Consider the following 20,504-nt stretch of genomic DNA (forward strand, 5'->3'; position numbering starts at 1 on the left):
GCAAACAGGGGAGCCGGGCTCCCCTGTTTCGTCAGTCACATCCCTTAGTTTAGAGATATTCGACTGCCAGGATCTCGTACTCCACGTCACCCGCAGGGGTCTTGACGATGGCCACGTCGTCCACTTCCTTGCCGATCAGGGCGCGGGCGATGGGAGAGTTCACGGAGATCATGTTCTGTTTGATGTCCGCCTCGTCATCACCCACGATGCGGTACACCACTTCCTCTTCCGTCTCGCTTTTCAGCAAGGTCACGGTCGCACCGAAAATGACGCGGCCATTGTTGGCGATCTTGGTGATGTCGATCACCTGGGCATTGGAGAGCTTGCCTTCAATCTCCTGAATGCGGCCTTCACAGAAACCCTGTTGTTCACGAGCGGCATGGTATTCGGCGTTTTCTTTCAGATCACCATGCTCACGGGCCTCAGCGATCGCTTCGATAATCTGGGGACGCAGCTCGCTCTTCAGATAGTCGAGCTCTTGGCGCAGCTTCTCGGCGCCGCGAACAGTCATCGGAGTATGATTCATAGTCGAAACCTGGGTTGCTTTATAAAGAGAAGCTGCGGCAATCAAAGAGAGCCGCAGCTATCGGTTCGGATGGGGCATCTTAATATGAAGCCGCCACAAAATCCATGGAAGCCCCTGAGAGCGGGATCGCGCTTTAGGGGGAAACCGGCCCGCCTTCCGACACGCCGATGGGAGCCGAGACGGTCGGCTTGCCCTGCATGATGGAGATCTCCACCCGCCGGTTCATGCGCCTGTTCTCCGGACTGTTGTTGGGCACCAGCGGCTGGGAATCCGCCATGCCCTGCACCACCAGTCGGTTGGAATCAAACCCCGGCACCTTGATCATCTGGTGGGCCACCGCCACCGCGCGCTGGGAAGACAACTCCCAGTTGGACTGGAACAGTTCGTCCTGGGTGGCCACATCATCGGTATGACCGGAGACGGTGATCTCCCCCGGCACATCCTTGAGCAGCGCGGCCACCTTGCGGATCACCGGCCAGAACTGGGGCTGGAGGAAGGCGGAACCAGCAGGAAATGCTGCCTTTTCACGTATGCGAATGATGATCTGCTGCCCCAGCGCCTCTATCTCGATGGCGCCGTCCTGGATCTGGGCCTGCATCTGCTCGGCCAGGGATTTCGCCAGGGCGTTGGACTGCTCCTGCGCCTTCTGGGCCTGATGGGCGCTGTCGCCCCCCGTCAGGTTGCCGTCCGTCTTGTCCTTGCCGCCGGCCTGATCCGAGTCACCGGGCTGGAACTCCAGCTCGGTCTGGGTCAGATCGATGGTCTGCTGCATGATGGTATCGATGGGGGTCGGCTCGGGCCGCCCCGGCCTGAACTCCTGCGCGATGACGGAGGTACCCTTGGGGATGTCCTTCACCTCCAGGATGTTCTGCACCCCGAACGCCTTCTCCATGGATCCCGCTATCTGCTTGAACTTCTGCACATCCATCTCGGCAAAGGAGAGCAAGAGCACGAAGAAGCACATCAGCAGCGACATCAGATCGGCGAAGGTGCCCATATAGCCGGGCAGACCGGGAGGCGGACACTTGCACTTTGACATGACGGCTCCTACTCGATCCCGTTATTGCGCTTGGACTGGTGCAGGTAGTTCTGCAGCATGGCCTGGATCACCCGCGGATTCTGGCCGTCCTGGATCCCCATGATGGCGTCCAGGATCAGGGTGCGACTCAGCCGCTCCTCGCCGCTGCGCAGTTCCAGCTTGTCAGCGATGGGAATGGCGATCATGTTGGCCTCGATGGCGCCATAGAGGGTGGTCAGCAAGGCCACGGCCATGGCCGGACCGATGGACTTGGGATCGCTCATGTTGGCCAGCATGGCCACCAGCCCCACCAGGGTACCTATCATGCCCATGGCCGGCCCCAGATCCCCGAGGGAGCGAAACACCTTGATGGCGGTGACATGACGTTCAGAGGTCAGGTCGATGTCCTTTTCCATCACGGCCCGCACCACATCGGCGTCGTGACCATCCACCAGCATGTCGATACCCTTCTTCATGAAGGCATTGGGGATCTCCGCCGCCTCCAGGGCCAGGAAACCGCCCTTGCGCGCGGCATCGGCCAGTTCGACAGCCTTGGCGATGAGATCATCAAGCTTGTCCCCCTTATACATGAAGGCCTTGCCCGCCACCTTGAAGGCCATGAAGAACTGGTTGAGGTTGAACTTCATCATGCAGATGAACAGGGAGCCCAATATGGTGATATAGACCGACGGCATATCCACATACATGGTCACCGGACCGCCCAACAACATGCCATAGATGACGACGCCAAAGCCCAGCACTATGCCTATCAGACTGCCTAAATCCACGTCCCTACTCCTGTCACCTAAGTTGCCATTTTTATACTGCGTTGAATTTTCTGCTATTGCGCCGCGAGCAGCAAGCCCGATACAAGGCAATAACCATCAGGCAATCACTGGATGCCAGTCCCAGCTTATCGGCCAACCGCGCGATAGTTTGAGCACTCTGCGCTTTTCTGCCTCCCCCCGCTGCCCGGTCGATGTTAAGATGAGCCGTTTTTTCAATCCCCGAGGATGGACATGGCCAGTAAAAAAATCGACCGCCTGAGTTTTGACGCCACCCTGGAAGAGCTGGAAACCATAGTGCATCAGCTCGAACAAGGCTCACTCCCCCTCGAGGAGGCACTCAAGCAGTTTGAGCAAGGCATTCACCTGGTACGGGCTGGCCAGCAGAAGCTGGAGCAGGCCGAACAGAAGATCCAGATCCTGCTGACCCAGGCCGACTGCAGCGAGCAGGCGGTCCCCTTCGCCCCTGAACAAGGAGAGGAGTGAGTGACCCTGAACGACTTCACCCGCCTGCACCGCCAGCGCATCGACGACTGCCTCTCGGCGCAGCTTGACGCCCTTCCCCCCATGGCCCCCCGTCTGCGGGATGCCATGAAATACGGGCTGCTGCTCGGTGGCAAACGGGTGCGTCCCTTCCTGGTCTATGCCGTGGGCGAGATGCTGGGCGTACCGAGTGAGCGACTCGACGGCCCCGCCGCCGCGGTGGAGTGCATCCACGCCTACTCCCTGCTGCACGATGACCTGCCCGCCATGGACGACGACGATCTGCGTCGCGGCCAGCCGACTGTACACAAGGCTTTTGATGAAGGCACCGCCATCCTGGCGGGAGATGCCCTGCAGACCCTGGCGTTTTCCATCCTGGCCGACCATCCCCTTCCCGAGACGCTGCTGGCCAACCGGGTACGGATGCTGAGCACCCTGGCCCGCGCCTCCGGCTACCTCGGCATGTGCGGTGGTCAGGCTCTGGATCTGGAGGCCGAGAGCCGCCGGGTCAGCCTCGCCGAACTCGAGCAGGTGCATCGTCACAAGACCGGCGCCCTCATCGAATGCGCCGTCACCCTGGGTGCCCTGTGCAAGGAAGATGTCGCGCCACAGACCCTGGCCGCCCTGCAATCCTATGCGGCCGCCATCGGTCTCGCCTTCCAGGTGCAGGATGACATCCTCGACATCACCGGCGATACCGCGACCCTGGGCAAGCCGCAAGGCTCGGATCTGGCGCTGGAAAAGAGTACCTATCCGGCCCTGCTCGGACTCGACAATGCCCGTGAGCTGGCTCGCGAACTGCATGACAAGGCCTTAACAGCCCTGCAATCCTTGCCCTACAATACCGACATTCTGGAAGCGTTTGCCGATTACATCATCGAGCGAACCCACTAAACGCTGGATAACAGTAACAAGATGAGCGTTGATATAAGCGAATACCCCAACCTGGCCCTCGCGGACACGCCGGTCGAATTGCGATCCCTGCCCTTCGAGCGCCTGCCCGTGCTGTGCAACGAGCTGCGCGAATACCTGCTGCGCTCGGTGAGCCGCTCCAGCGGTCACTTTGCCTCCGGTCTTGGCACCGTCGAGCTGACGGTCGCCCTGCACTATGTCTACAACACCCCCTTCGATCGGCTGGTCTGGGACGTGGGCCATCAGGCCTATCCCCACAAGATCCTGACCGGTCGGCGCGATCGCATTCACACCATCCGCCAGAAGGATGGTCTCCACCCCTTCCCCTGGCGCGACGAGAGCGAGTATGACGTCCTCAGTGTTGGCCACTCCAGCACCTCCATCGGTGCCGCACTCGGCATGGCCGTTGCCGCCGAGCACGAAGGGCTGGGACGCAAGGTGGTCGCCGTCATCGGCGACGGGGCCATCACCGCCGGCATGGCGTTCGAGGCCCTCAACCACGCGGGCGACGTCCACAAGGACATGCTGGTGGTGCTCAATGACAACGAGATGTCCATCTCCGAGAATGTCGGGGCGCTGAACAACCACCTGGCCCGACTGATGTCCGGCAAGCTCTACACCACCATCCGCGAGGGTGGCAAGAAGGTGCTGGCGGGGGTCCCCCCGGTCAAGGAGCTGGCCAAGCGGGCAGAAGAGCATCTGAAAGGCATGGTGGTGCCCGGCACCCTGTTCGAGGAGTTCGGCTTCAACTATATCGGTCCTATCGATGGCCATGACATCGGCGCCCTGGTCGAGACCCTGCGCAACATGCGCAACCTCAAGGGTCCCCAGCTGCTGCACGTCAAGACCAAGAAGGGCAAGGGTTACGAGCCCGCCGAGAAGGATCCCATCGGTTATCACGCCGTGCCCAAGTTCAATCCGGACGACTGCACCCTGCCCAAGAGCAGCGGCGGCAAGCCGACCTTCTCCGCCATCTTCGGCCAGTGGCTGTGCGACATGGCGGCGAAGGACGAAAAGCTGGTCGGCATCACCCCCGCCATGCGCGAGGGCTCGGGCCTGGTCAAATTCAGCCAGCAGTATCCGGATCGCTACTTCGACGTGGCCATCGCCGAGCAGCATGCGGTCACCTTCGCCGCTGGACTCGCCATCGCGGATCAGAAGCCCGTGGTGGCTATTTACTCGAGCTTCCTGCAGCGGGCCTATGACCAGTTGATCCACGACGTGGCACTGCAGCAGCTGCCGGTACTGTTTGCCATCGACCGGGCCGGTCTGGTGGGCGCCGACGGCCCCACCCATCAGGGGGCCTTCGACATCAGCTTCCTGCGCACCGTGCCGAACATGGTGGTGATGACCCCGTCCGATGAGAACGAGTGCCGCCAGATGCTCTACACCGGCTATCGCTGCAACCAGCCTGCGGCGGTGCGCTACCCCCGTGGCAGCGGCTGCGGCATCGAGGTCCAGAATGAGATGACGGCGCTGGAGATAGGTAAAGGTCGCATTGTCCGTGACGGCAAGGGCATCGCCATCCTGGCATTCGGTACCCTGCTGCACCAGGCCAAGGCCGCCGCCGAGGCGCTGGATGCCACTCTGGTGGACATGCGCTTCGTCAAACCCATGGACGAGGCGCTGGTGCTCTCCCTTGCCGCGACCCACGACCAATTCGTCACCCTGGAAGACAACGCCATCATGGGCGGCGCCGGCTCCGCGGTGAACGAGCTGCTGATGCGCAGCAAACAGTGCAAACCTGTACTGAATCTCGGGCTGCCAGACCGCTTTATCGAGCAAGGCACCCAGGAGGAGATCTACACCCTGCTGGGGCTCGATGGCGCTGGCATCCTCGCCAGCATCGAGGCCTGGCAACAGGCCTGATGACCATCCAGTCACGAAAAAGGGCGCCATCATGGCGCCCTTTTTGTTATTCACTGTACCAGACCAAACCTGTTCACGAACTGTCGCGAGAAGGCCGTCAACAAGGTGAAGAGCAGCGCAGGAACCGGAGCGTATAGACATACGTGAGGATTCCGAACAGCACATGAGCCTTGATCACGGCCTCGCAGCAAGTGCGTGGATAGGTTTATCAGCCCTTGTAGATCTTGGGATTGAACACATCCCGCAGCCAGTCGCCGAGCAGGTTGATCACCAGTACCAGCACCACCAGGCAGATCCCCGGGAAGGCGGTGATCCACCAGGAGCCGGAGAAGATGTAGTTGAAGCCCACACTGATGAGGGACCCCAGAGACGGCTGATCCACCGGCATGCCGAGCCCCAGGAAGGAGAGCGCGGCCTCACTCATGATGGCGTTCGCCACCTGCACGGTGGAGATGACCAGGATGGGCGACAGGCAGTTCGGCAGAATGTGGCGGAACATGATGCGCGGGGCACGGAACCCCATCACCTGGGCCGCTTCCACATACTCCTTCTTCTTCTCGGCCAGCACAGAGGCACGTACCGTCCGGGCATACTGCGGCCATTCGGCGATACCGATGATCACCACCAGCATCAGGATGGCGAACTTGGAGTAGAACTCCGAGCCAAAGGTCGCCTGGAAGATGGCGGAGATGATGATGGCCACCATCATGGTGGAGAAAGAGAGCTGCACATCGGCAAAACGCATCAGCAGGTTGTCGATGCGGCCACCGAAATAACCCGCCAGCAGGCCGATGACGATGCCGAGCAGCAACTGCAGCGCCACCGCGAACAGGCCGATGGTCAGGGAGATGCGGGCACCGTACAGAATGGTGCTCCAGATATCGCGGCCCTGGTTGTCGGTGCCGAGCCAGAAGCGCTCCTCGCCCCCTTCCAGCCAGGAGGGTGGCAGTTCCGCATCCATCAGATCGAAGCTGGTCAGATCGTAGACGTTATGGGGCGCCAGCCAGGGCGCCAGCAGGGCCCCCAGCACGAACACCACAAACACCGCGAAGCTGAACATGGCTACCTTGTCCCGCAGGAAGTAGTAGACGATGTCAGAGTTCTTGAAACGTGCCCAACGGCTTGGGCTTGCAGTCATAGCCTTACTCATGATGCTTACCCCTTGGCGGTCAAGTTAACGGTCGGGTTGATGAACCCGTAAAGCAGGTCGACCAGGGTATTGGTCACCACGAAGATGAGACCCACGAAGATGACGTAGGCGGTGATGAGCGGCGTATCGACCCGGTGGATAGCCTCGAGGAACAGGAAGCCGGTCCCCGGCCACTGGAATACGCTCTCGGTCAGAATGGTGTAGGCCACCATGGTACCGATCTGCACGCCGCCGACGGTGATGACCGGCAGCATGGTGTTCTTCAGGGCGTGCTGATAGTAGACCTTGTTGTTGTCCAGCCCCTTGGCGCGGGCAAACTTGACGTACTCGGAGGAGAGTTGCTCCAGCATCTCGGAGCGCACCAGCCGGATGAACAGCGGCAGCATGATGGAGGAGAGCGACACCGCGGGCAGGATCAGGTGCAAGATCCCGTCCCAGGTGAAGAAGCCCGACTCCCAGCCCAGCAGGTTGTAGGTCTCACCGCGGCCATAGGCCGGCAGCCAGCCCAGCTGGATGGAGAAGAGATACATCAACATGATGGCCGTCAGGAAGACCGGGATCGAGATACCGATGCTGCTGACCGCCATGATGAGCTTGGTGAGCACGCTGCGTGGCCTGATCGCCGAATATACCCCCAGCGGAATGGAGACAACGACGATGATGATGGCGGCGGCAAACACCAACTCAAGAGTAGCCACCAGCTTGTCGAGGATCACCTCGAGAGCCGGTCGCTTGAAGAAGTAGGAAGTGCCCAGATCCCCCTGCACCGCGTTCTGCAAGAAGCGGCTGTATTTCACCAAAAAGGGATCATTGAGGCCCATCTTGTCGCGCAGCTCCTGGCGCACGGACTCGGAGACGGATTGTCCCACCAGCTCGCGCAGCGGATCCCCCAGGTTGTCCTGGATGGAGAAGGCGACCAGGCTGATGACGAACATCACTATCACGGCCTGATAGAACCGTTTCAGCAGGAATGTAAACATGCTTGTCCTTCTACGTGGCCTGTGTCGTGGCACAGGCTTCTGTTAATGGCGGGGGCGCCAGCAATGACCACCCCCGCCAGGTCCTTCCTTAGCGCTTCGCTTACTTGTTGACCACCAGGTCACCCAGGTAAGGGAAGTTCATCACGTTGACCACCGGCTTGATGTCGACGTTCTTCTTGGCACCATAGGCCAGATCTTCCCAGTGCAGCGGCACATAGGCGGCGTCGTCGATCAGCATGGCTTCCACCTTCTGCAGGATGGCGGCGCGCTTGGCCGGATCGGTCTCGGTGTTCGCGTCCATCACCATCTTGTCAGCTTCTGCATTGGCATAACCGCCGCAGTTGTACTGACCCATGCCGGTCTTGGCATCCTTGGTGAAGGTCAGGAACTCGAAGAAGTTCGCAGTATCTTCGGTATCCGCGTGCCAGCCGATCAGCTGCATGTCGGAGGCGCACTTGTCAAACTCCGGCCAGTACTGGGCCACCGGCATGGTCTTCAGATCCACCTTGATGTTGATCTTGGACAGCATGGCGGAGACAGCCTGGGCGATCTTCACGTCGTTGACGTAGCGGGCAGCCGGGGAGATGAAGCTCACTTTGAAGCCTTTCTCGTAACCGGCTTCCTTCATCAGCTCCTTGGCCTTGGCCAGATCATACTGGGGCTTGAGCGCCTCGTTGTAGCCGGCATAGCCTTTCGGACTCAGCTGGCCGGCCGGAGTGCCGAAGCCTTTGTTGATCTTGTCGACGATACCCACCTGGTTGATGGCGTAGTTGATCGCCTGGCGCACGCGCTTGTCTTTCAGCGCCGGGTTGGTGTTCTGGTTCAGCTCGATGATGATGGCGCGGGTACCGGACAGGGTCACCAGCTGGGAATCCTTGCCGTTCTTCACACGCTCCAGATCGTTCGGGGCAACCGGGTAGATCATGTCTACGTCACCACCCAGCAGGGCGGCTACGCGGGTCGCGTCTTCCTTGATCGGTACCACGGTCAGGTTCTGGACGTTGCCCTTGGAGGCCTTGTCCCAGTAGTTGGCGTTGCGCACGTATTCCAGCTTCACGCCCTGCTCACGGAACTTGACGCTGAACGGGCCGGTACCGGAGACGTGGGTGGAGGCGTAGGAGTCGCCGTTCTTGACGATCTCGGCCTTGTCTTTGCCAGCTTCATCCTTGCCGGTGTAGAACTTGGAGTCCATCGGGAAGATGTAGGTGACGGTCTGCAGCACCAGCGGGAACGGCTTGGCGGTGATGAGATCCACGGTGAAATCATCCACCTTCTTCACTTCGGCGATGGGGTCGAAGATGGCCTTGAAGTCCGGGGAGGCCTTCAGACGGTTGACGGTCCACACCACGTCATCGGCGGTGAAGTCGTTGCCGGAGTGGAACTTGACGCCCTTGCGCAGGTGGAAACGCACGGTCTTGTCGTCGATACGCTCATACTTCTCGGCCAGACGCGGCTCGAATTGCAGATCCTGGGTGTAACGCATCAGGGGATCGAACACCAGGTGAGACATCTCCAGGGTCTGACCGGAGAGCTGCTCCTGCGGATCCAGCGAGGTGGCGTCGGAGGCGACGGCTACCTTGATGTCAGCGGCAGAGACGTTGAACGCGAGGCCAGCGGCGAACAGCGCCATGGCGATCTTGGATAATCCTTTCTTCATGTCTTTCTCCATGCTTTTGGCTTTTTATTGACACTTTTTTTGACAAACAGATCGGCGAAGCCTTTTTCCTGACTCGGCTTTCCTAGCTTGCGATCTCCAGCCCCTCGCGGGACATTCCCTTAAATTCCGGCATGAGGGAAATCAGCTTGCGGCTGTACTCATGTTCGGCATTGGTAAAGAGTTTCTCGGTCTCGGCCACTTCCACCAGATGACCGTGGCGCATCACCCCGATGCGATCGCACATCTGGCGGATGACCGGCAAATCGTGGCTGATGAACAGCATGGTGAGCCCGAGCTCCTGCTGCAAGTCTTTGAGCAGGTTGAGGATCTGGGCCTGCACCGAGACGTCCAGCGCCGAAGTGGGCTCGTCACAGATGAGGAAGCGCGGGCGGGTCGCCAGGGCACGGGCGATGGAGATGCGCTGACGCTGACCACCGGAGAACTCGTGGGGATACTTGACCCCGGCCCCGCGCCCCAGCCCCACGTGATCCAGCAGATCGCTGACGATGCTCTCGATCTGGCTCTCGCTGCTAGTCAGCTTATGGAAGCGGATGGGCTCGGCGATGATGTCACGCACCTTCATGCGCGGGTTCATGGACGAGTAAGGGTTCTGGAACACCATCTGCATCTGGCGGCGCAGCGGCCGACGGGCATGCTCGCTTTTCAGGGCGGTGAGATCGATGCCCTCGAACACGATGTTGCCGCTATCAGGCGGATAGAGACCGGTGATGGCGCGGGCGATGGTGGACTTGCCGGAACCGGACTCCCCCACCAGACCGAAGGTCTCGCCCTCGAAGATCTCGAAATTGATGTTGTTGCAGGCGTGCACGAACTGGCGACGGCTCGGGAAGATGGAGTTCTTGGTGACGAACTTGAGATCCACGTTCTCCACCCGCAGCAGCGCCCCTTCATAGGCGCGCTCATCCTGACTCTGGCCGAGCCAGTGGGTCTTGAGATCGATGCTGGTATCCGCCGCTCCCGCCTCTTCGATGTAGGAGACCAGGGGGAAGCGTACCAGCTTCACATCGGAGCGGGGCACCGCCGAGATGAGGCTACGGGTATAGGGATGGTTCGGGGCCCCCAGTACCTGCTCGGTGGTGCCGAACTCCACCAGATCCCCGCGATACATGACTGCCACCTTGTCGGTGACGTTGGAGACCACGCCCATGTCGTGGGTCACCAGCATGCAACCCACCTGACGCTCCTTGCACAGGGTGCGGATGAGCTGGAGGATCTGATCCTGGATGGAGACGTCCAGTGCCGTGGTCGGCTCATCGGCGATGATGAGCTCGGGATCGCCGGAGAGAGCGATGGCGATGACCACCCGCTGACGCATGCCGCCGGAGAACTGGTGGGGGTACTGCTTGATGCGTACTTCCGGTTGCGGGATCCCGACCGCGGCCATCAACTCGAGGGCCTTGGCAAGGGCGGCCTCGCGAGAGAGTTCGGTATTGGCCAGGATGGTTTCAACCAGCTGATGTTCGACGGTGAACAGCGGGTTGAGGGACGTCATGGGATCCTGGAAGATGAAGCCGATGCGAGAGCCGCGGATGGCTCGCATCTCATTCTGGCTCTTGCCGGAGATGAGTTCGCCGTTGAGATAGATATCGCCACGGGCGATGCGACCGGGCGGGCTCAACAGATCGATGACGGCATTGCCGATGGTGGATTTGCCGGCACCTGACTCACCGACCACTCCGACGACCTCCCCCTTTTCGACAGAAAAAGAGAGATCCTTCACCGCGGCCAGCACCCCGTAGCGGGAGGGGTACTCGATCCGCAAGTTTTTCACTTCGAGCAAGGACATGTTTACCTCTGCGGGGGACATCCGTCCCAAATAATTCGTCCGTAAATCAGCGCAGATGCTGGTGGTGCCTTGGCAGTTATCTTGAGTGTTCGTGTTGCATGAAAAACGCTCAATCCATGAGGCAGTCAAACCAGCGATCCGGGCGGGTTTTTTGCATTTTTTTGGAATAACCCGCGAGTAAGTTAGTCGGTTTGCCCGCGGGTGTAAATGATCCCGTTATACAATTTCGCAATACTTTGCGCAGATAACGCTTTCATCATAGGTATAAAATAGCGACAAACATCACACTACCAGATGTTGTGATGGTAATGCCATAAAATGCATCATTTTAATGTCAACAAAATCATAACAACCAATCATATCCACTACGCCACCCAAGTATTCAAGTCTCGAATGAGTAGTGAATATTTATGTGAAATGATTTTTTGACGGCAGCATATATGGATGAAGGAAAAATAAGCAGAGATAAATAGGGTCAAGGCAGCATCTTCCACCGCCCCCGGAAAGGCTCGGCGAAGGGTCAACGAGGGGATTGCATACAAAACGACGCAGGCCCGGCAATGCCGGACCTGCGTCGCTAGCGAGGGGCTCGCCGGTCTGCCCTCTCGAGGCGACCTTGAGCTGGGGCATTCACCCCCTTGGCCGTCAGTGCACCCAGTACGCCAGCAGCTGCATGCAGCACAGGGCGAACAGGCCGGCGATGAGATCGTCCAGCATGATGCCAAGACCGCCGTGGATGCGGCGATCGAACCAGGAGATGGGCCAGGGCTTGATCACGTCGAACAGCCGAAACAGCACGAAACCGGCCAGTATCCAGGCCCAGCCGGCCGGGGCCGCTATCATGGTGACGCCAAAGCCAATCACCTCGTCCCAGACGATGGCGCCGTGATCCGGCATGCCGATGGCGTCGGTGGCCCCCTGACAGAGCCAGATCCCCACCAGGAAGCCCACCGCCAGCAGGGCGATGAACCAGGGGGTGGAGAGCCCGCTCACCAGCCAATAGAGCGGGACTGCCACCAGCGTCCCCATGGTGCCCGGTGCCCAGGGAGAGAGCCCGGACCCAAAGCCCACCGCCAGCAGGTGGCGCGGGTTTCTCAGGTTCAGCCGTTTCAGTTCGGGTTTTATCATCATCCTTGTCGATTCCAGTCAGTCGGCGCCAGCTGGCGGCCCCAGTTCCACGCCATCATGCGAAGTGATCCCATCCCTTGAGCTCCAGCGCCACCGGTTGATCATCCAGCAGATAGTCGATGCCGGGCTCCCCGGCCAGGATGCGACCGATGCGGGTGAACTTGACCCCGCAGTTGGCCAGCGCCGTGTCCAGGGCGCCGTGATGCTCCTGGGGCACGGTGAAGCAGAGCTCGTAGTCATCGCCACCCGCCAGCGCCAGTTGCCAGGCCGCCTCGGCGGAGACCGCATCCTGCAACACCGGTGAGAGGGGCAACAGGTTGAGATCGATCTGGGCCCGCACGCCGGAGGCCTTGAGGATGTGGCCGAGATCCGAGGCCAGGCCGTCGGAGAGATCCAGCGCGCTGTTTGCCAGCCCGCGCAGGGCCTGACCCGCCAGGATGCGGGGATGGGGATGATCGAGCCTGGGCAGCACGGCCGCCAGCTGGTTCTCGTTCAATACCCGCTTGCCGAGCAGATGGGAAAGGGCGAGAGCCGCATCCCCCAGGGTGCCGGTCACATAGATGCCGTCCCCCGCCTTGGCACCACTGCGCAGCAGGGCGCGGCCGGTAGGCACGGATCCCTTCACCGAGACGGTGATGGAGAGGGGCCCGCGGGTCATGTCTCCCCCTACCAGGGCCACGTTGTAGTACTCGGCGAGTTCGAGGAACCCCTCTGCGAAGCCGGCGACCCAGGCCTCGTTGATGGCGGGCAGGGTCAGGGCCATGGAGACCCAGCGCGGCTCGGCGCCCATGGCAGCAAGATCGGACAGGTTGACCGCCAGCGCCTTGTAGCCGAGATCCACCGGATCCATGTCGGGGAAAAAGTGGACGCCGCTCACCAGGGTATCCGTGCTCACCGCCAGCTGGGTATCCGCAGGCAGGGTCAGCAGGGCGCAATCATCTCCCGGGCCCAGCACCACATCCTTGCGGGCGTGGGGGACCTTGAAGTACTTCTCAATCAGCTCAAATTCACCCATACAGTAAAAAGCCAGCGGTTAGGCTGGCTCCTCTCTTAAGGCTGATGGACAGCGGATCAACGCTTTGGCAGCGTCTTGATCACCTTGTCCAGAACACCGTTGACAAACTTGTGGCTGTCATCGGCGGCGAAGGCTTTGGCCAGCTCGATCGCTTCGTTGATCACCACGCGCGGCGGCACATCATCGCGACGGGTCAGCTCGTAGGTCGCCAGACGCAGGATCGCCTTGTCCACCATGTCCACTTCTTCCAGCGGACGGGAGAGGAAAGGTGCAAACACCTTGTCCAGCTCGTTGCAGTGGAGGGCTACCCCGAACAGCAGATCGCGGAAATAGTTCAGGTCCACACCCTTGGTGTCCTGATCGATCTTGAACTGCTCTTCAATGTCGCCCACGTTGGCCTGGGTCATCTGCCACTGGTAGATGGCCTGGGTGGCGCAATGACGGGCCTTACGGCGCTCGGACGGTTTCAATGTTTTATTCCTTAAAGCTGTTTCAGGACGTTGATCATTTCGAGCGCGCTCAGCGCAGCCTCTGCACCCTTGTTACCCGCCTTGGTACCGGCACGCTCGATGGCTTGTTCGATGTTTTCTGTGGTCAGCACGCCGAAGGCGACGGGAATGTCATACTCCATCATCACCTGGGCCAGGCCCTTGCCGTTCTCGCTCGCCACCAGTTCGAAGTGGTAGGTGCCGCCACGGATGACGGTGCCGAGGGCGACGATGGCGTCGTATTGACCACTCTTGGCCAGCTTCTTGGCCGCCAGGGGGATCTCAACGGCACCCGGTACGCGCACCAGGGTCAGATTGCTCTCCTGGACCTGGCCTTGACGCTTGAGCACGTCCAGCGCGCCATTCACCAAGCTGTCATTGATGAAGCTGTTGAAACGGGCAACGACAATAGCAACACGCGCCTCGGGAGCGGCGATATTTCCTTCGATAATCTTCATTGGAAATCCTGTCTCTGTGCAATCAATGGGGCCGTCAATGGGGCCGCGGCCAAAAGTGCGCACATTCTAGCACAACAGACCCGCGACAAAAAACCATGCCCGCACAAGGCGGGCAGGCATTGAAGGTTTTATCCGTTCGCGGCGCTCATCCCGTGATTCACCGCCCCATCCCGCCCCTTCCGGCTGATGCTCGGCACAGGGCTGGGCATCGGCGAATCGCCAACGCGCTTATTCGCCGACGTATTCCACCACTTCCAGGCCGAAGCCACCGAGGGCGTGATACTTCTTCGGTGAGCTCAGCAGGCGCATCTTGCCGACGCCGAGGGTCTTCAAGATCTGGGAACCCACGCCGACCCGACGCGAGGTGCCCTGCCACCTGGCCCCTTCCGGTGCCAGTCCCTTGTCGGCGGCTTCGAACGCCTTGACCCGGGCCAGCAGCTCGTTGCCATCGGCCTCCGCCCCCAGGATCACCAGCACCCCGCCCTCGTCGGCGATGCGGGCCATGGATTTCGCCAACGGCCAGCTGCGGGCGCTGTGGCGATCGGTCAGCAGCAGATCGCTCAGCACGTCGTGCAGGTGCACCCGCACCAGGGTCGGCTCATCGGCCTGGATCTCCCCCTTCTTCAGGGCGAAATGGACCTGGTTGTCGATGGTGTCGCGGAAGGTGATGAGGTCAAACTCGCCGTGTTCGGTGGGCAGCTTGCACTCGGCCACCTTCTCCACCGTGGTCTCGTGCTGATTGCGATACTCGATGAGATCCGCGATGGTGCCGAGCTTGATGCCGTGCTGCTCGGCAAACACTTCCAGATCCGGGCGACGGGCCATGGTGCCGTCTTCGTTGAGGATCTCGACGATGACGGAGGCCGCCTCGTAACCGGCCAGACGCGCCAGATCGCAGCCCGCCTCGGTGTGGCCGGCCCGGGTCAGCACGCCGCCATCCTGCGCCATCAGCGGGAAGATGTGGCCAGGCTGCACCAGATCGGCGGCCTTGGCATCGGGCGCCACTGCCGCCTGCACGGTCACCGCGCGATCGGCAGCGGAGATGCCGGTGGTCACCCCTTCGGCCGCTTCGATGGTCACGGTGAAGGCGGTGGAGAACTGGGCATTGTTGCGGTCCACCATCAGCGGCAGCGCCAGCTGCTTGCAGCGATCCCGGGTCAGGGTCAGGCAGATGAGGCCACGGCCGTAGCGGGCCATGAAGTTGATATCCTCGGGGCGGACACAGGAGGCGGCCATGATGAGGTCCCCTTCATTCTCCCTGTCTTCGTCATCCATCAGGATCACCATCTTGCCAGCCTTGATATCGGCAATGATTTCCTGGGTTGTGCTCAGCGCCATGGGCTACTCCATCAACATGCTTCGGGATTGAGCCTGCGGGCTCGATTTGATTCGGGTAATGCTGCTCTAGATGGGGGCACCGGCCCCCGTTTCAACCTGAGCGGGATCACAGAAAACCGTTTTGACCCATCAATCAGCAAGGTGTGCCGGTGCATGAGCGGCCGGGCTCCCTGCCAAGGCCCTCCAGCCCCACTGAATCGCCGCCATCAAGCAGCAACTTCAACTGCAAAACAGAGAATCCATAGCAAAGTACAACTGTCATTTTCAACCAGACAGAGACTTGCACTGCCTACAAGAAGCCGGATTGGGCCAGTTTTTCTAGGGTCAGGGTCGAGCCGCTCTGTTCCTGGGCCCTGCCCTGCATCAGCCGCTCCAGATAGCGGGCTATCTGATCCACCTCGAGGTTCACCTTATGGCCCGGCTTCCAGTTCGCGATCGTGGTCTCCTGGGCGGTGTGGGGCACTATGGTAAGGCGAAACAGATTGCCCTCTACCGCGTTGACCGTGAGGCTGATGCCATCCACCGCGATGGAGCCCTTCTCGGCGATGTAGCGGGCAAGATCGGTCGGTGCCGCAATCCAGTATTCGATGGCGCGGCCGCTGCCGGACTTGCTCTTCACCTCGCCGATGCCATCCACGTGGCCCGAGACCAGATGGCCACCGAGGCGGGAGGTCGGCATCAGGGCTTTTTCCAGGTTGACCGCATCCCCCACCTTGGCCTCGGCAAAACCGGTGCGGGACAGGGTTTCCAGCGACACGTCGGCGGTATAGCTCTTGTCGCCGAGGGCCACCACGGTCAGGCAGACGCCGTTGGTGGCGATGGAGTCGCCCAGCTTGACGTCACTGAAGTCCAGGGTCGGGGCATGCACGGTGAGGGCCATGTCCTCCCCCTGACGGCGCAGGGCAGCCAGGGTCCCCATGGCTTCGATAATTCCGGTAAACATGCAGATCACCTTGATGACGGGGCCTGCCCCCGTCTCTGAAAATGTGGAAAGTGCGCCTCGCAGGCCCTGGTGGTCGTGGGGCGGATGTTGCCCTCACACGGCCACCCAGCCTTGAAGCGCGTGGCTAGGCAATCTTGCCCGTGATGCGGATTGCCTGGTTCAATCGGCCACCCGCCGCACCTTTTTGAGCCGGCACCAGGCGGCTGGTTAAGCAATTTTGGCCGTGATGCGGATATCCTGCCCCACCAGCCGCACATCCTTGAGGTTGAGCTTGGGCGCCTGGAACAGCCGGGTCAACTCGGGCAGGTGGAACAGACCACGTCCCTCGTCACCCAGGAGCTTGGGCGCCTGATAGAGTACCAATTCATCCACCAGCCCCTTGCCGAGCAGGGCGCCGCACAGGCGCGGCCCCGCCTCCACCAGCACGGAGTTGATGTTGCGCTTGGCCAGCAGCATGAACAGGCTCACCAGATCCAGCTTGCCGTCGAGCAGCGGCAGCTCCAGCTGCTGCACCCACTCGGGCCAGTCCCCGTCCACCTTGTGACGGGCCAGCAGCACGGGACCCGTGGTCTTGAACAGAGGCAAGTCCGGGGTCAGCCGGTTCTGGGAATCGATAACCACCCGCAGGGGCTGGCGCAGGGTTTCCTTCGGGTAGACCGCCTTCACCGAGGGGGGCAGCTCGTCCCAGCGCACGTTGAGCGAGGCGCCATCGGTCAGCACCGTCTCGGCACTCGACAAGACGGCGTCGTGGCGGGCACGCAGGCGCTGCACGTCGGCGCGGGCCAGGGGGCCGGTTATCCACTGGCTCTCGCCGCTCGCCATGGCGGTGCGACCATCGAGACTCGCACCCAGCTTCACCGTCACCTGGGGGAAAGCGGTGCGCATCCGCTTGAAGAAGCCGGGATTGAGGGCCTCGGCCTCGGCGCTCAGCAGGCCGAAGTCCGCCTTGATGCCCGCCTCGGAGAGCATGCGCAGGCCGCGCCCGCCCACCTGGGGATTGGGATCCACCATGGCGGCGACCACCCGGGTCACCCCGGCCTTGATCAGCGCCTCGGCACAAGGCGGGGTGCGACCGTGATGGGAGCAGGGTTCCAGGGTCACGTAGGCGGTGGCGCCACGGGCCTCTTCCCCGGCGGCATGCAGGGCATATACCTCGGCGTGGGGTTCACCGGCACGCTGGTGCCAGCCCTCTCCCACCACCACGCCCGCCTTGACCAGCACGGCGCCGACGCAGGGGTTGGGGGCCGTGGTATAGCGACCACGGCGGGCCAGCTCGAGGGCCCGGTTCATCCATTGATAATCGTCTTGACTAAACATCTGGGCTCCCGTTCAACGCGAGAAAATAGGGGTTCTAACACAATCTGTGGGTGGCTGGCTTATTTCTCCAGCTTGGCAAGCTCTTCGCCGCTTCTTGTCACAAACAAGGCGGATATCCTCGCGTCTTGAGGTAGAGAGTGGCGAAGCGGATATTGCCTTGCTCACCCTCGTTACTTCTCCAGCTTGGCAATCTCTTCGCCAAATTCGCGGATATCTTCGAAGCTGCGATAGACGGAGGCGAAACGGATATAGGCCACCTTGTCGAGGCTCTTGAGCTCGTCCATCACCAGGTTGCCCAGCAACTGGGAGGCCACTTCCCGCTCGCCGGTGGCGCGCAGGCGGGACTTGATGTGATTCACCCCCTTCTCGATCGCCTCCATGCTCACGGGTCGCTTCTCCAGCGCCCGCAGAATGCCGCCCCTGAGCTTCTCCTCGTTGAAGGGCTCGCGGGAGCCGTTTGATTTGATGATGCGGGGCATCACCAGCTCGGCCATCTCGAAGGTGGTGAAGCGCTCGTGACAGAGCAGACACTCGCGGCGGCGGCGCACCTGATGGCCTTCCGCCACCAGACGGGAATCGATCACCTTGGTATCAACGGCACTACAGAACGGGCAATGCATCAGACCTCCGGCGCACACTCCAGGAAACTAAGGGACACCTGCCACTCGGGTCAGGATCTTGGCCTGCCAGTGTAACACGGCCACCTAAAACCGGTAAAAGCCCAGAAAAAACAATGCCACCCGAGGGTGGCATTGGCATGTTCGAGGCACTCAGTCGTCATAGGGCAGGCTGTCGGGATCACAATCCACATAATCGGGCGCCGGATCCTGCGCAAACTGCACCGCGTGGATGTGCGTGTTCCCCAGCATCAACGCCTTGCCGACCCGATGCATGCCATCCATGACCCGGCCTTCGCTGTCGAGGATGATGGGATAGGCGAGATCGGCGGCCAGCATCAGCTGGCAATGCTCCACTATGCTGCGCACCGTGGGCGCCTCGCTGCCGTGACCGTACCAGTGCTCCTTGTCCAGCTCCGCTATCAGAGCCAGCGGCAGGGCTCGCACCGGCAACCCGCGGCCGACCCTGATCAGCCGGCGCACATCCCAGGCCATCAACCCCTCGGGGCTTGGGCGAAAGTGATATTGGGCGCGGACGGACGAGACAAGGTCGTCATCGCTGAGCGAGGTCTGATTGGGCATACGCTGATTCTCTTGGCTGGCTGAGGCGGCGCCCAGGTGACGCCCCCCTATCAACAACAATGCCACCCGAGGGTGGCATTGTTTTATACCAGAAGCTCTGACTTATCAGGCATAGACCGGCAGACGACGGCAGATATCCAGCACCTGCTCGCGCACGTTGGCCAGCACTTCGTCGTTGTCGTGGTTGTCCAGTACATCGCAGATCCAATGGGTCAGCTGGATGGACTCGGCTTCCTTGAAACCGCGACGGGTGATGGCCGGGGTACCGATACGCACACCCGAGGTCACGAAGGGAGAGCGCGGATCGTTCGGCACCGCGTTCTTGTTGACGGTGATGTTGGCTTTGCCGAGGGCCGCATCGGCCTCTTTGCCGGTCAGCTCGCGACCGATCAGATCCACCAGCATCAGATGGTTGTCGGTGCCGCCGGAGACGATCTTGTAGCCGCGCTCGATGAAGGTCGCGGCCATCGCCTTGGCGTTCTTCACCACCTGGGCCTGGTAGGTCTTGAACTCGGGCTCGAGGGCTTCCTTGAAGGCCACGGCCTTGCCGGCGATGACGTGCATCAGCGGGCCGCCCTGACCACCTGGGAAGACGGCGGAGTTCAGCTTCTTGTACAGATCTTCGTCGTCGGTGGCGGAGAGGATCAGGCCACCACGGGGACCGGCCAGGGTCTTGTGGGTGGTGGAGGTGACCACGTGGGCATGGGGCACCGGGTTCGGGTAGACACCAGCGGCGATGAGGCCGGCCACGTGAGCCATGTCGACGAACAGATAAGCACCGACCTTGTCGGCGATCTCGCGCATCTTGGCCCAGTCAACCACGCCGGAGTAGGCGGAGAAGCCGCCGATCATCATCTTCGGCTTGTGTTCAACCGCCAGACGCTCCATCTCGACGTAGTCGATCTTGCCGGACTCATCGATGCCGTAGGGAATGATGTTGTACAGCTTGCCGGAGAAGTTCACCGGGGCGCCGTGGGTCAGGTGACCGCCGTGGGCCAGGTTCATGCCGAGCACGGTATCACCCGGTTGCAGCAGGGCCATGTAGACGGCGCTGTTGGCCTGGGAGCCGGAGTGCGGCTGCACGTTGGCATAGGTGGCGCCGAACAGTTCCTTGGCGCGCTCGATGGCCAGGGTCTCGACCACGTCCACATACTCGCAACCACCGTAGTAACGCTTGGCCGGGTAGCCTTCGGCGTACTTGTTGGTCAGCTGGGAGCCCTGGGCTTCCATGACGCGGGGGCTGGTGTAGTTCTCAGACGCGATCAGCTCGATATGCTCTTCCTGACGACGGGTCTCGTCTGTGATGGCCTGCCACAGCTCTGGATCATAGCCGGCGATGGTCATGTCACGTTTCAACATCCGTATATCTCCTGAAAATCGTTTGCGCGATAGGTGAAGTGGGCCGCGGCATTGTAACGTGAGCGGGATCAA

Annotated in this window: 20 protein-coding genes; 3 read left to right on the plus strand and 17 right to left on the minus strand. The window is 61.2% G+C overall.

What is annotated here, in order from left to right; translation table 11 throughout:
• Positions 1-49: 49 nt before the first annotated feature.
• From greA to pomA, 3 genes are all read right to left on the minus strand, one after another.
• Positions 50-526, minus strand: a complete 477-nt coding sequence (gene greA, locus ACW5W7_RS07945) for a transcription elongation factor GreA (protein WP_349919177.1) — start codon at positions 524-526, stop codon at positions 50-52.
• 133 nt (positions 527-659) lie between these two features.
• On the minus strand, positions 660-1,565 hold the full coding sequence (locus ACW5W7_RS07950) for a flagellar motor protein MotB (RefSeq protein WP_349919179.1): 906 nt from the start codon (positions 1,563-1,565) through the stop codon (positions 660-662).
• An 8-nt stretch (positions 1,566-1,573) separates the two neighbouring features.
• Entirely contained in the window at positions 1,574-2,332 is a 759-nt protein-coding gene (pomA, locus tag ACW5W7_RS07955) for a flagellar motor protein PomA (RefSeq protein ID WP_349919181.1), read from the minus strand.
• Positions 2,333-2,563: 231 nt separating this feature from the next.
• Here pomA and xseB point away from each other — a divergent pair, with 231 nt between their 5' ends.
• From xseB to dxs, 3 genes are read left to right on the plus strand one after another with little or no spacing between them, the layout of a single operon-like run.
• Positions 2,564-2,815, plus strand: a complete 252-nt coding sequence (xseB, locus tag ACW5W7_RS07960) for an exodeoxyribonuclease VII small subunit (RefSeq protein ID WP_456501362.1) — start codon at positions 2,564-2,566, stop codon at positions 2,813-2,815.
• The gene (ispA, locus tag ACW5W7_RS07965; RefSeq protein WP_456501363.1) at positions 2,816-3,706 is read left to right on the plus strand and encodes a (2E,6E)-farnesyl diphosphate synthase; all 891 of its coding nucleotides are present in this window, start codon (positions 2,816-2,818) and stop codon (positions 3,704-3,706) included.
• 21 nt (positions 3,707-3,727) lie between these two features.
• Positions 3,728-5,593, plus strand: coding sequence for a 1-deoxy-D-xylulose-5-phosphate synthase (gene dxs / locus ACW5W7_RS07970; RefSeq protein ID WP_456501364.1), 1,866 nt, complete (start codon positions 3,728-3,730; stop codon positions 5,591-5,593).
• Positions 5,594-5,801: 208 nt separating this feature from the next.
• Here dxs and ACW5W7_RS07975 read toward each other — a convergent pair whose 3' ends face one another.
• From ACW5W7_RS07975 to glyA, 14 genes are all read right to left on the minus strand, one after another.
• The gene (locus ACW5W7_RS07975) at positions 5,802-6,743 is read right to left on the minus strand and encodes an ABC transporter permease (RefSeq protein WP_349919187.1); all 942 of its coding nucleotides are present in this window, start codon (positions 6,741-6,743) and stop codon (positions 5,802-5,804) included.
• 5 nt (positions 6,744-6,748) lie between these two features.
• Positions 6,749-7,723 carry an ABC transporter permease gene (locus ACW5W7_RS07980; protein ID WP_349919188.1) on the minus strand — a complete coding sequence of 325 codons (975 nt, stop codon included), beginning with the start codon at positions 7,721-7,723 and terminating at the stop codon, positions 6,749-6,751.
• Between the two features lie 100 nt (positions 7,724-7,823).
• Positions 7,824-9,380 carry an ABC transporter substrate-binding protein gene (locus ACW5W7_RS07985; RefSeq protein ID WP_349919190.1) on the minus strand — a complete coding sequence of 519 codons (1,557 nt, stop codon included), beginning with the start codon at positions 9,378-9,380 and terminating at the stop codon, positions 7,824-7,826.
• Positions 9,381-9,462: 82 nt separating this feature from the next.
• Positions 9,463-11,187, minus strand: a complete 1,725-nt coding sequence (locus ACW5W7_RS07990; protein ID WP_456501365.1) for a dipeptide ABC transporter ATP-binding protein — start codon at positions 11,185-11,187, stop codon at positions 9,463-9,465.
• 645 nt (positions 11,188-11,832) lie between these two features.
• Positions 11,833-12,315, minus strand: a complete 483-nt coding sequence (locus ACW5W7_RS07995) for a phosphatidylglycerophosphatase A family protein (RefSeq protein ID WP_456501459.1) — start codon at positions 12,313-12,315, stop codon at positions 11,833-11,835.
• A gap of 55 nt (positions 12,316-12,370) precedes the next feature.
• Entirely contained in the window at positions 12,371-13,330 is a 960-nt protein-coding gene (thiL, locus tag ACW5W7_RS08000; protein ID WP_434663689.1) for a thiamine-phosphate kinase, read from the minus strand.
• A 56-nt stretch (positions 13,331-13,386) separates the two neighbouring features.
• Positions 13,387-13,800 (minus strand): transcription antitermination factor NusB, encoded by a 414-nt coding sequence (gene nusB, locus ACW5W7_RS08005; protein WP_349919195.1) that lies wholly within the window; start codon positions 13,798-13,800, stop codon positions 13,387-13,389.
• Positions 13,801-13,811: 11 nt separating this feature from the next.
• Positions 13,812-14,276 carry a 6,7-dimethyl-8-ribityllumazine synthase gene (ribH, locus tag ACW5W7_RS08010; protein ID WP_349919196.1) on the minus strand — a complete coding sequence of 155 codons (465 nt, stop codon included), beginning with the start codon at positions 14,274-14,276 and terminating at the stop codon, positions 13,812-13,814.
• 228 nt (positions 14,277-14,504) lie between these two features.
• Entirely contained in the window at positions 14,505-15,614 is a 1,110-nt protein-coding gene (ribBA, locus tag ACW5W7_RS08015; protein ID WP_456501366.1) for a bifunctional 3,4-dihydroxy-2-butanone-4-phosphate synthase/GTP cyclohydrolase II, read from the minus strand.
• A 289-nt stretch (positions 15,615-15,903) separates the two neighbouring features.
• Complete coding sequence (locus ACW5W7_RS08020; RefSeq protein WP_349919200.1) at positions 15,904-16,557, minus strand: riboflavin synthase; 654 nt, start codon at positions 16,555-16,557, stop codon at positions 15,904-15,906.
• A 207-nt stretch (positions 16,558-16,764) separates the two neighbouring features.
• Positions 16,765-17,874, minus strand: coding sequence for a bifunctional diaminohydroxyphosphoribosylaminopyrimidine deaminase/5-amino-6-(5-phosphoribosylamino)uracil reductase RibD (ribD, locus tag ACW5W7_RS08025; protein WP_349919202.1), 1,110 nt, complete (start codon positions 17,872-17,874; stop codon positions 16,765-16,767).
• A gap of 170 nt (positions 17,875-18,044) precedes the next feature.
• Positions 18,045-18,494: a transcriptional regulator NrdR gene (nrdR, locus tag ACW5W7_RS08030; protein ID WP_349919204.1), complete on the minus strand. Its 450-nt coding sequence runs from the start codon at positions 18,492-18,494 to the stop codon at positions 18,045-18,047.
• A gap of 150 nt (positions 18,495-18,644) precedes the next feature.
• Positions 18,645-19,073: a hypothetical protein gene (locus ACW5W7_RS08035; RefSeq protein ID WP_456501367.1), complete on the minus strand. Its 429-nt coding sequence runs from the start codon at positions 19,071-19,073 to the stop codon at positions 18,645-18,647.
• A gap of 105 nt (positions 19,074-19,178) precedes the next feature.
• Positions 19,179-20,432: a serine hydroxymethyltransferase gene (gene glyA / locus ACW5W7_RS08040; RefSeq protein WP_456501368.1), complete on the minus strand. Its 1,254-nt coding sequence runs from the start codon at positions 20,430-20,432 to the stop codon at positions 19,179-19,181.
• Positions 20,433-20,504 lie beyond the last annotated feature (72 nt).

The organism is Aeromonas intestinalis (genome assembly GCF_054052485.1).

What these genes read in the sequence shown, in the direction of transcription:
- xseB (WP_456501362.1), top strand. Translation starts at nt 2,564, where the DNA reads ATGGCCAGTAAAAAAATCGACCGCCTGAGTTTTGACGCCACCCTGGAA.
- ribH (WP_349919196.1), bottom strand. Translation starts at nt 14,276, where the DNA reads ATGAAGATTATCGAAGGAAATATCGCCGCTCCCGAGGCGCGTGTTGCT.
- ACW5W7_RS07950 (WP_349919179.1), bottom strand. Translation starts at nt 1,565, where the DNA reads ATGTCAAAGTGCAAGTGTCCGCCTCCCGGTCTGCCCGGCTATATGGGC.
- ACW5W7_RS07985 (WP_349919190.1), bottom strand. Translation starts at nt 9,380, where the DNA reads ATGAAGAAAGGATTATCCAAGATCGCCATGGCGCTGTTCGCCGCTGGC.
- dxs (WP_456501364.1), top strand. Translation starts at nt 3,728, where the DNA reads ATGAGCGTTGATATAAGCGAATACCCCAACCTGGCCCTCGCGGACACG.
- ACW5W7_RS07990 (WP_456501365.1), bottom strand. Translation starts at nt 11,187, where the DNA reads ATGTCCTTGCTCGAAGTGAAAAACTTGCGGATCGAGTACCCCTCCCGC.
- thiL (WP_434663689.1), bottom strand. Translation starts at nt 13,330, where the DNA reads ATGGGTGAATTTGAGCTGATTGAGAAGTACTTCAAGGTCCCCCACGCC.
- ACW5W7_RS08020 (WP_349919200.1), bottom strand. Translation starts at nt 16,557, where the DNA reads ATGTTTACCGGAATTATCGAAGCCATGGGGACCCTGGCTGCCCTGCGC.
- ACW5W7_RS07975 (WP_349919187.1), bottom strand. Translation starts at nt 6,743, where the DNA reads ATGAGTAAGGCTATGACTGCAAGCCCAAGCCGTTGGGCACGTTTCAAG.
- ribBA (WP_456501366.1), bottom strand. Translation starts at nt 15,614, where the DNA reads ATGGCGCTGAGCACAACCCAGGAAATCATTGCCGATATCAAGGCTGGC.
- nrdR (WP_349919204.1), bottom strand. Translation starts at nt 18,494, where the DNA reads ATGCATTGCCCGTTCTGTAGTGCCGTTGATACCAAGGTGATCGATTCC.
- greA (WP_349919177.1), bottom strand. Translation starts at nt 526, where the DNA reads ATGAATCATACTCCGATGACTGTTCGCGGCGCCGAGAAGCTGCGCCAA.
- glyA (WP_456501368.1), bottom strand. Translation starts at nt 20,432, where the DNA reads ATGTTGAAACGTGACATGACCATCGCCGGCTATGATCCAGAGCTGTGG.
- ribD (WP_349919202.1), bottom strand. Translation starts at nt 17,874, where the DNA reads ATGTTTAGTCAAGACGATTATCAATGGATGAACCGGGCCCTCGAGCTG.
- ACW5W7_RS07980 (WP_349919188.1), bottom strand. Translation starts at nt 7,723, where the DNA reads ATGTTTACATTCCTGCTGAAACGGTTCTATCAGGCCGTGATAGTGATG.
- ACW5W7_RS08035 (WP_456501367.1), bottom strand. Translation starts at nt 19,073, where the DNA reads ATGCCCAATCAGACCTCGCTCAGCGATGACGACCTTGTCTCGTCCGTC.
- ACW5W7_RS07995 (WP_456501459.1), bottom strand. Translation starts at nt 12,315, where the DNA reads ATGATAAAACCCGAACTGAAACGGCTGAACCTGAGAAACCCGCGCCAC.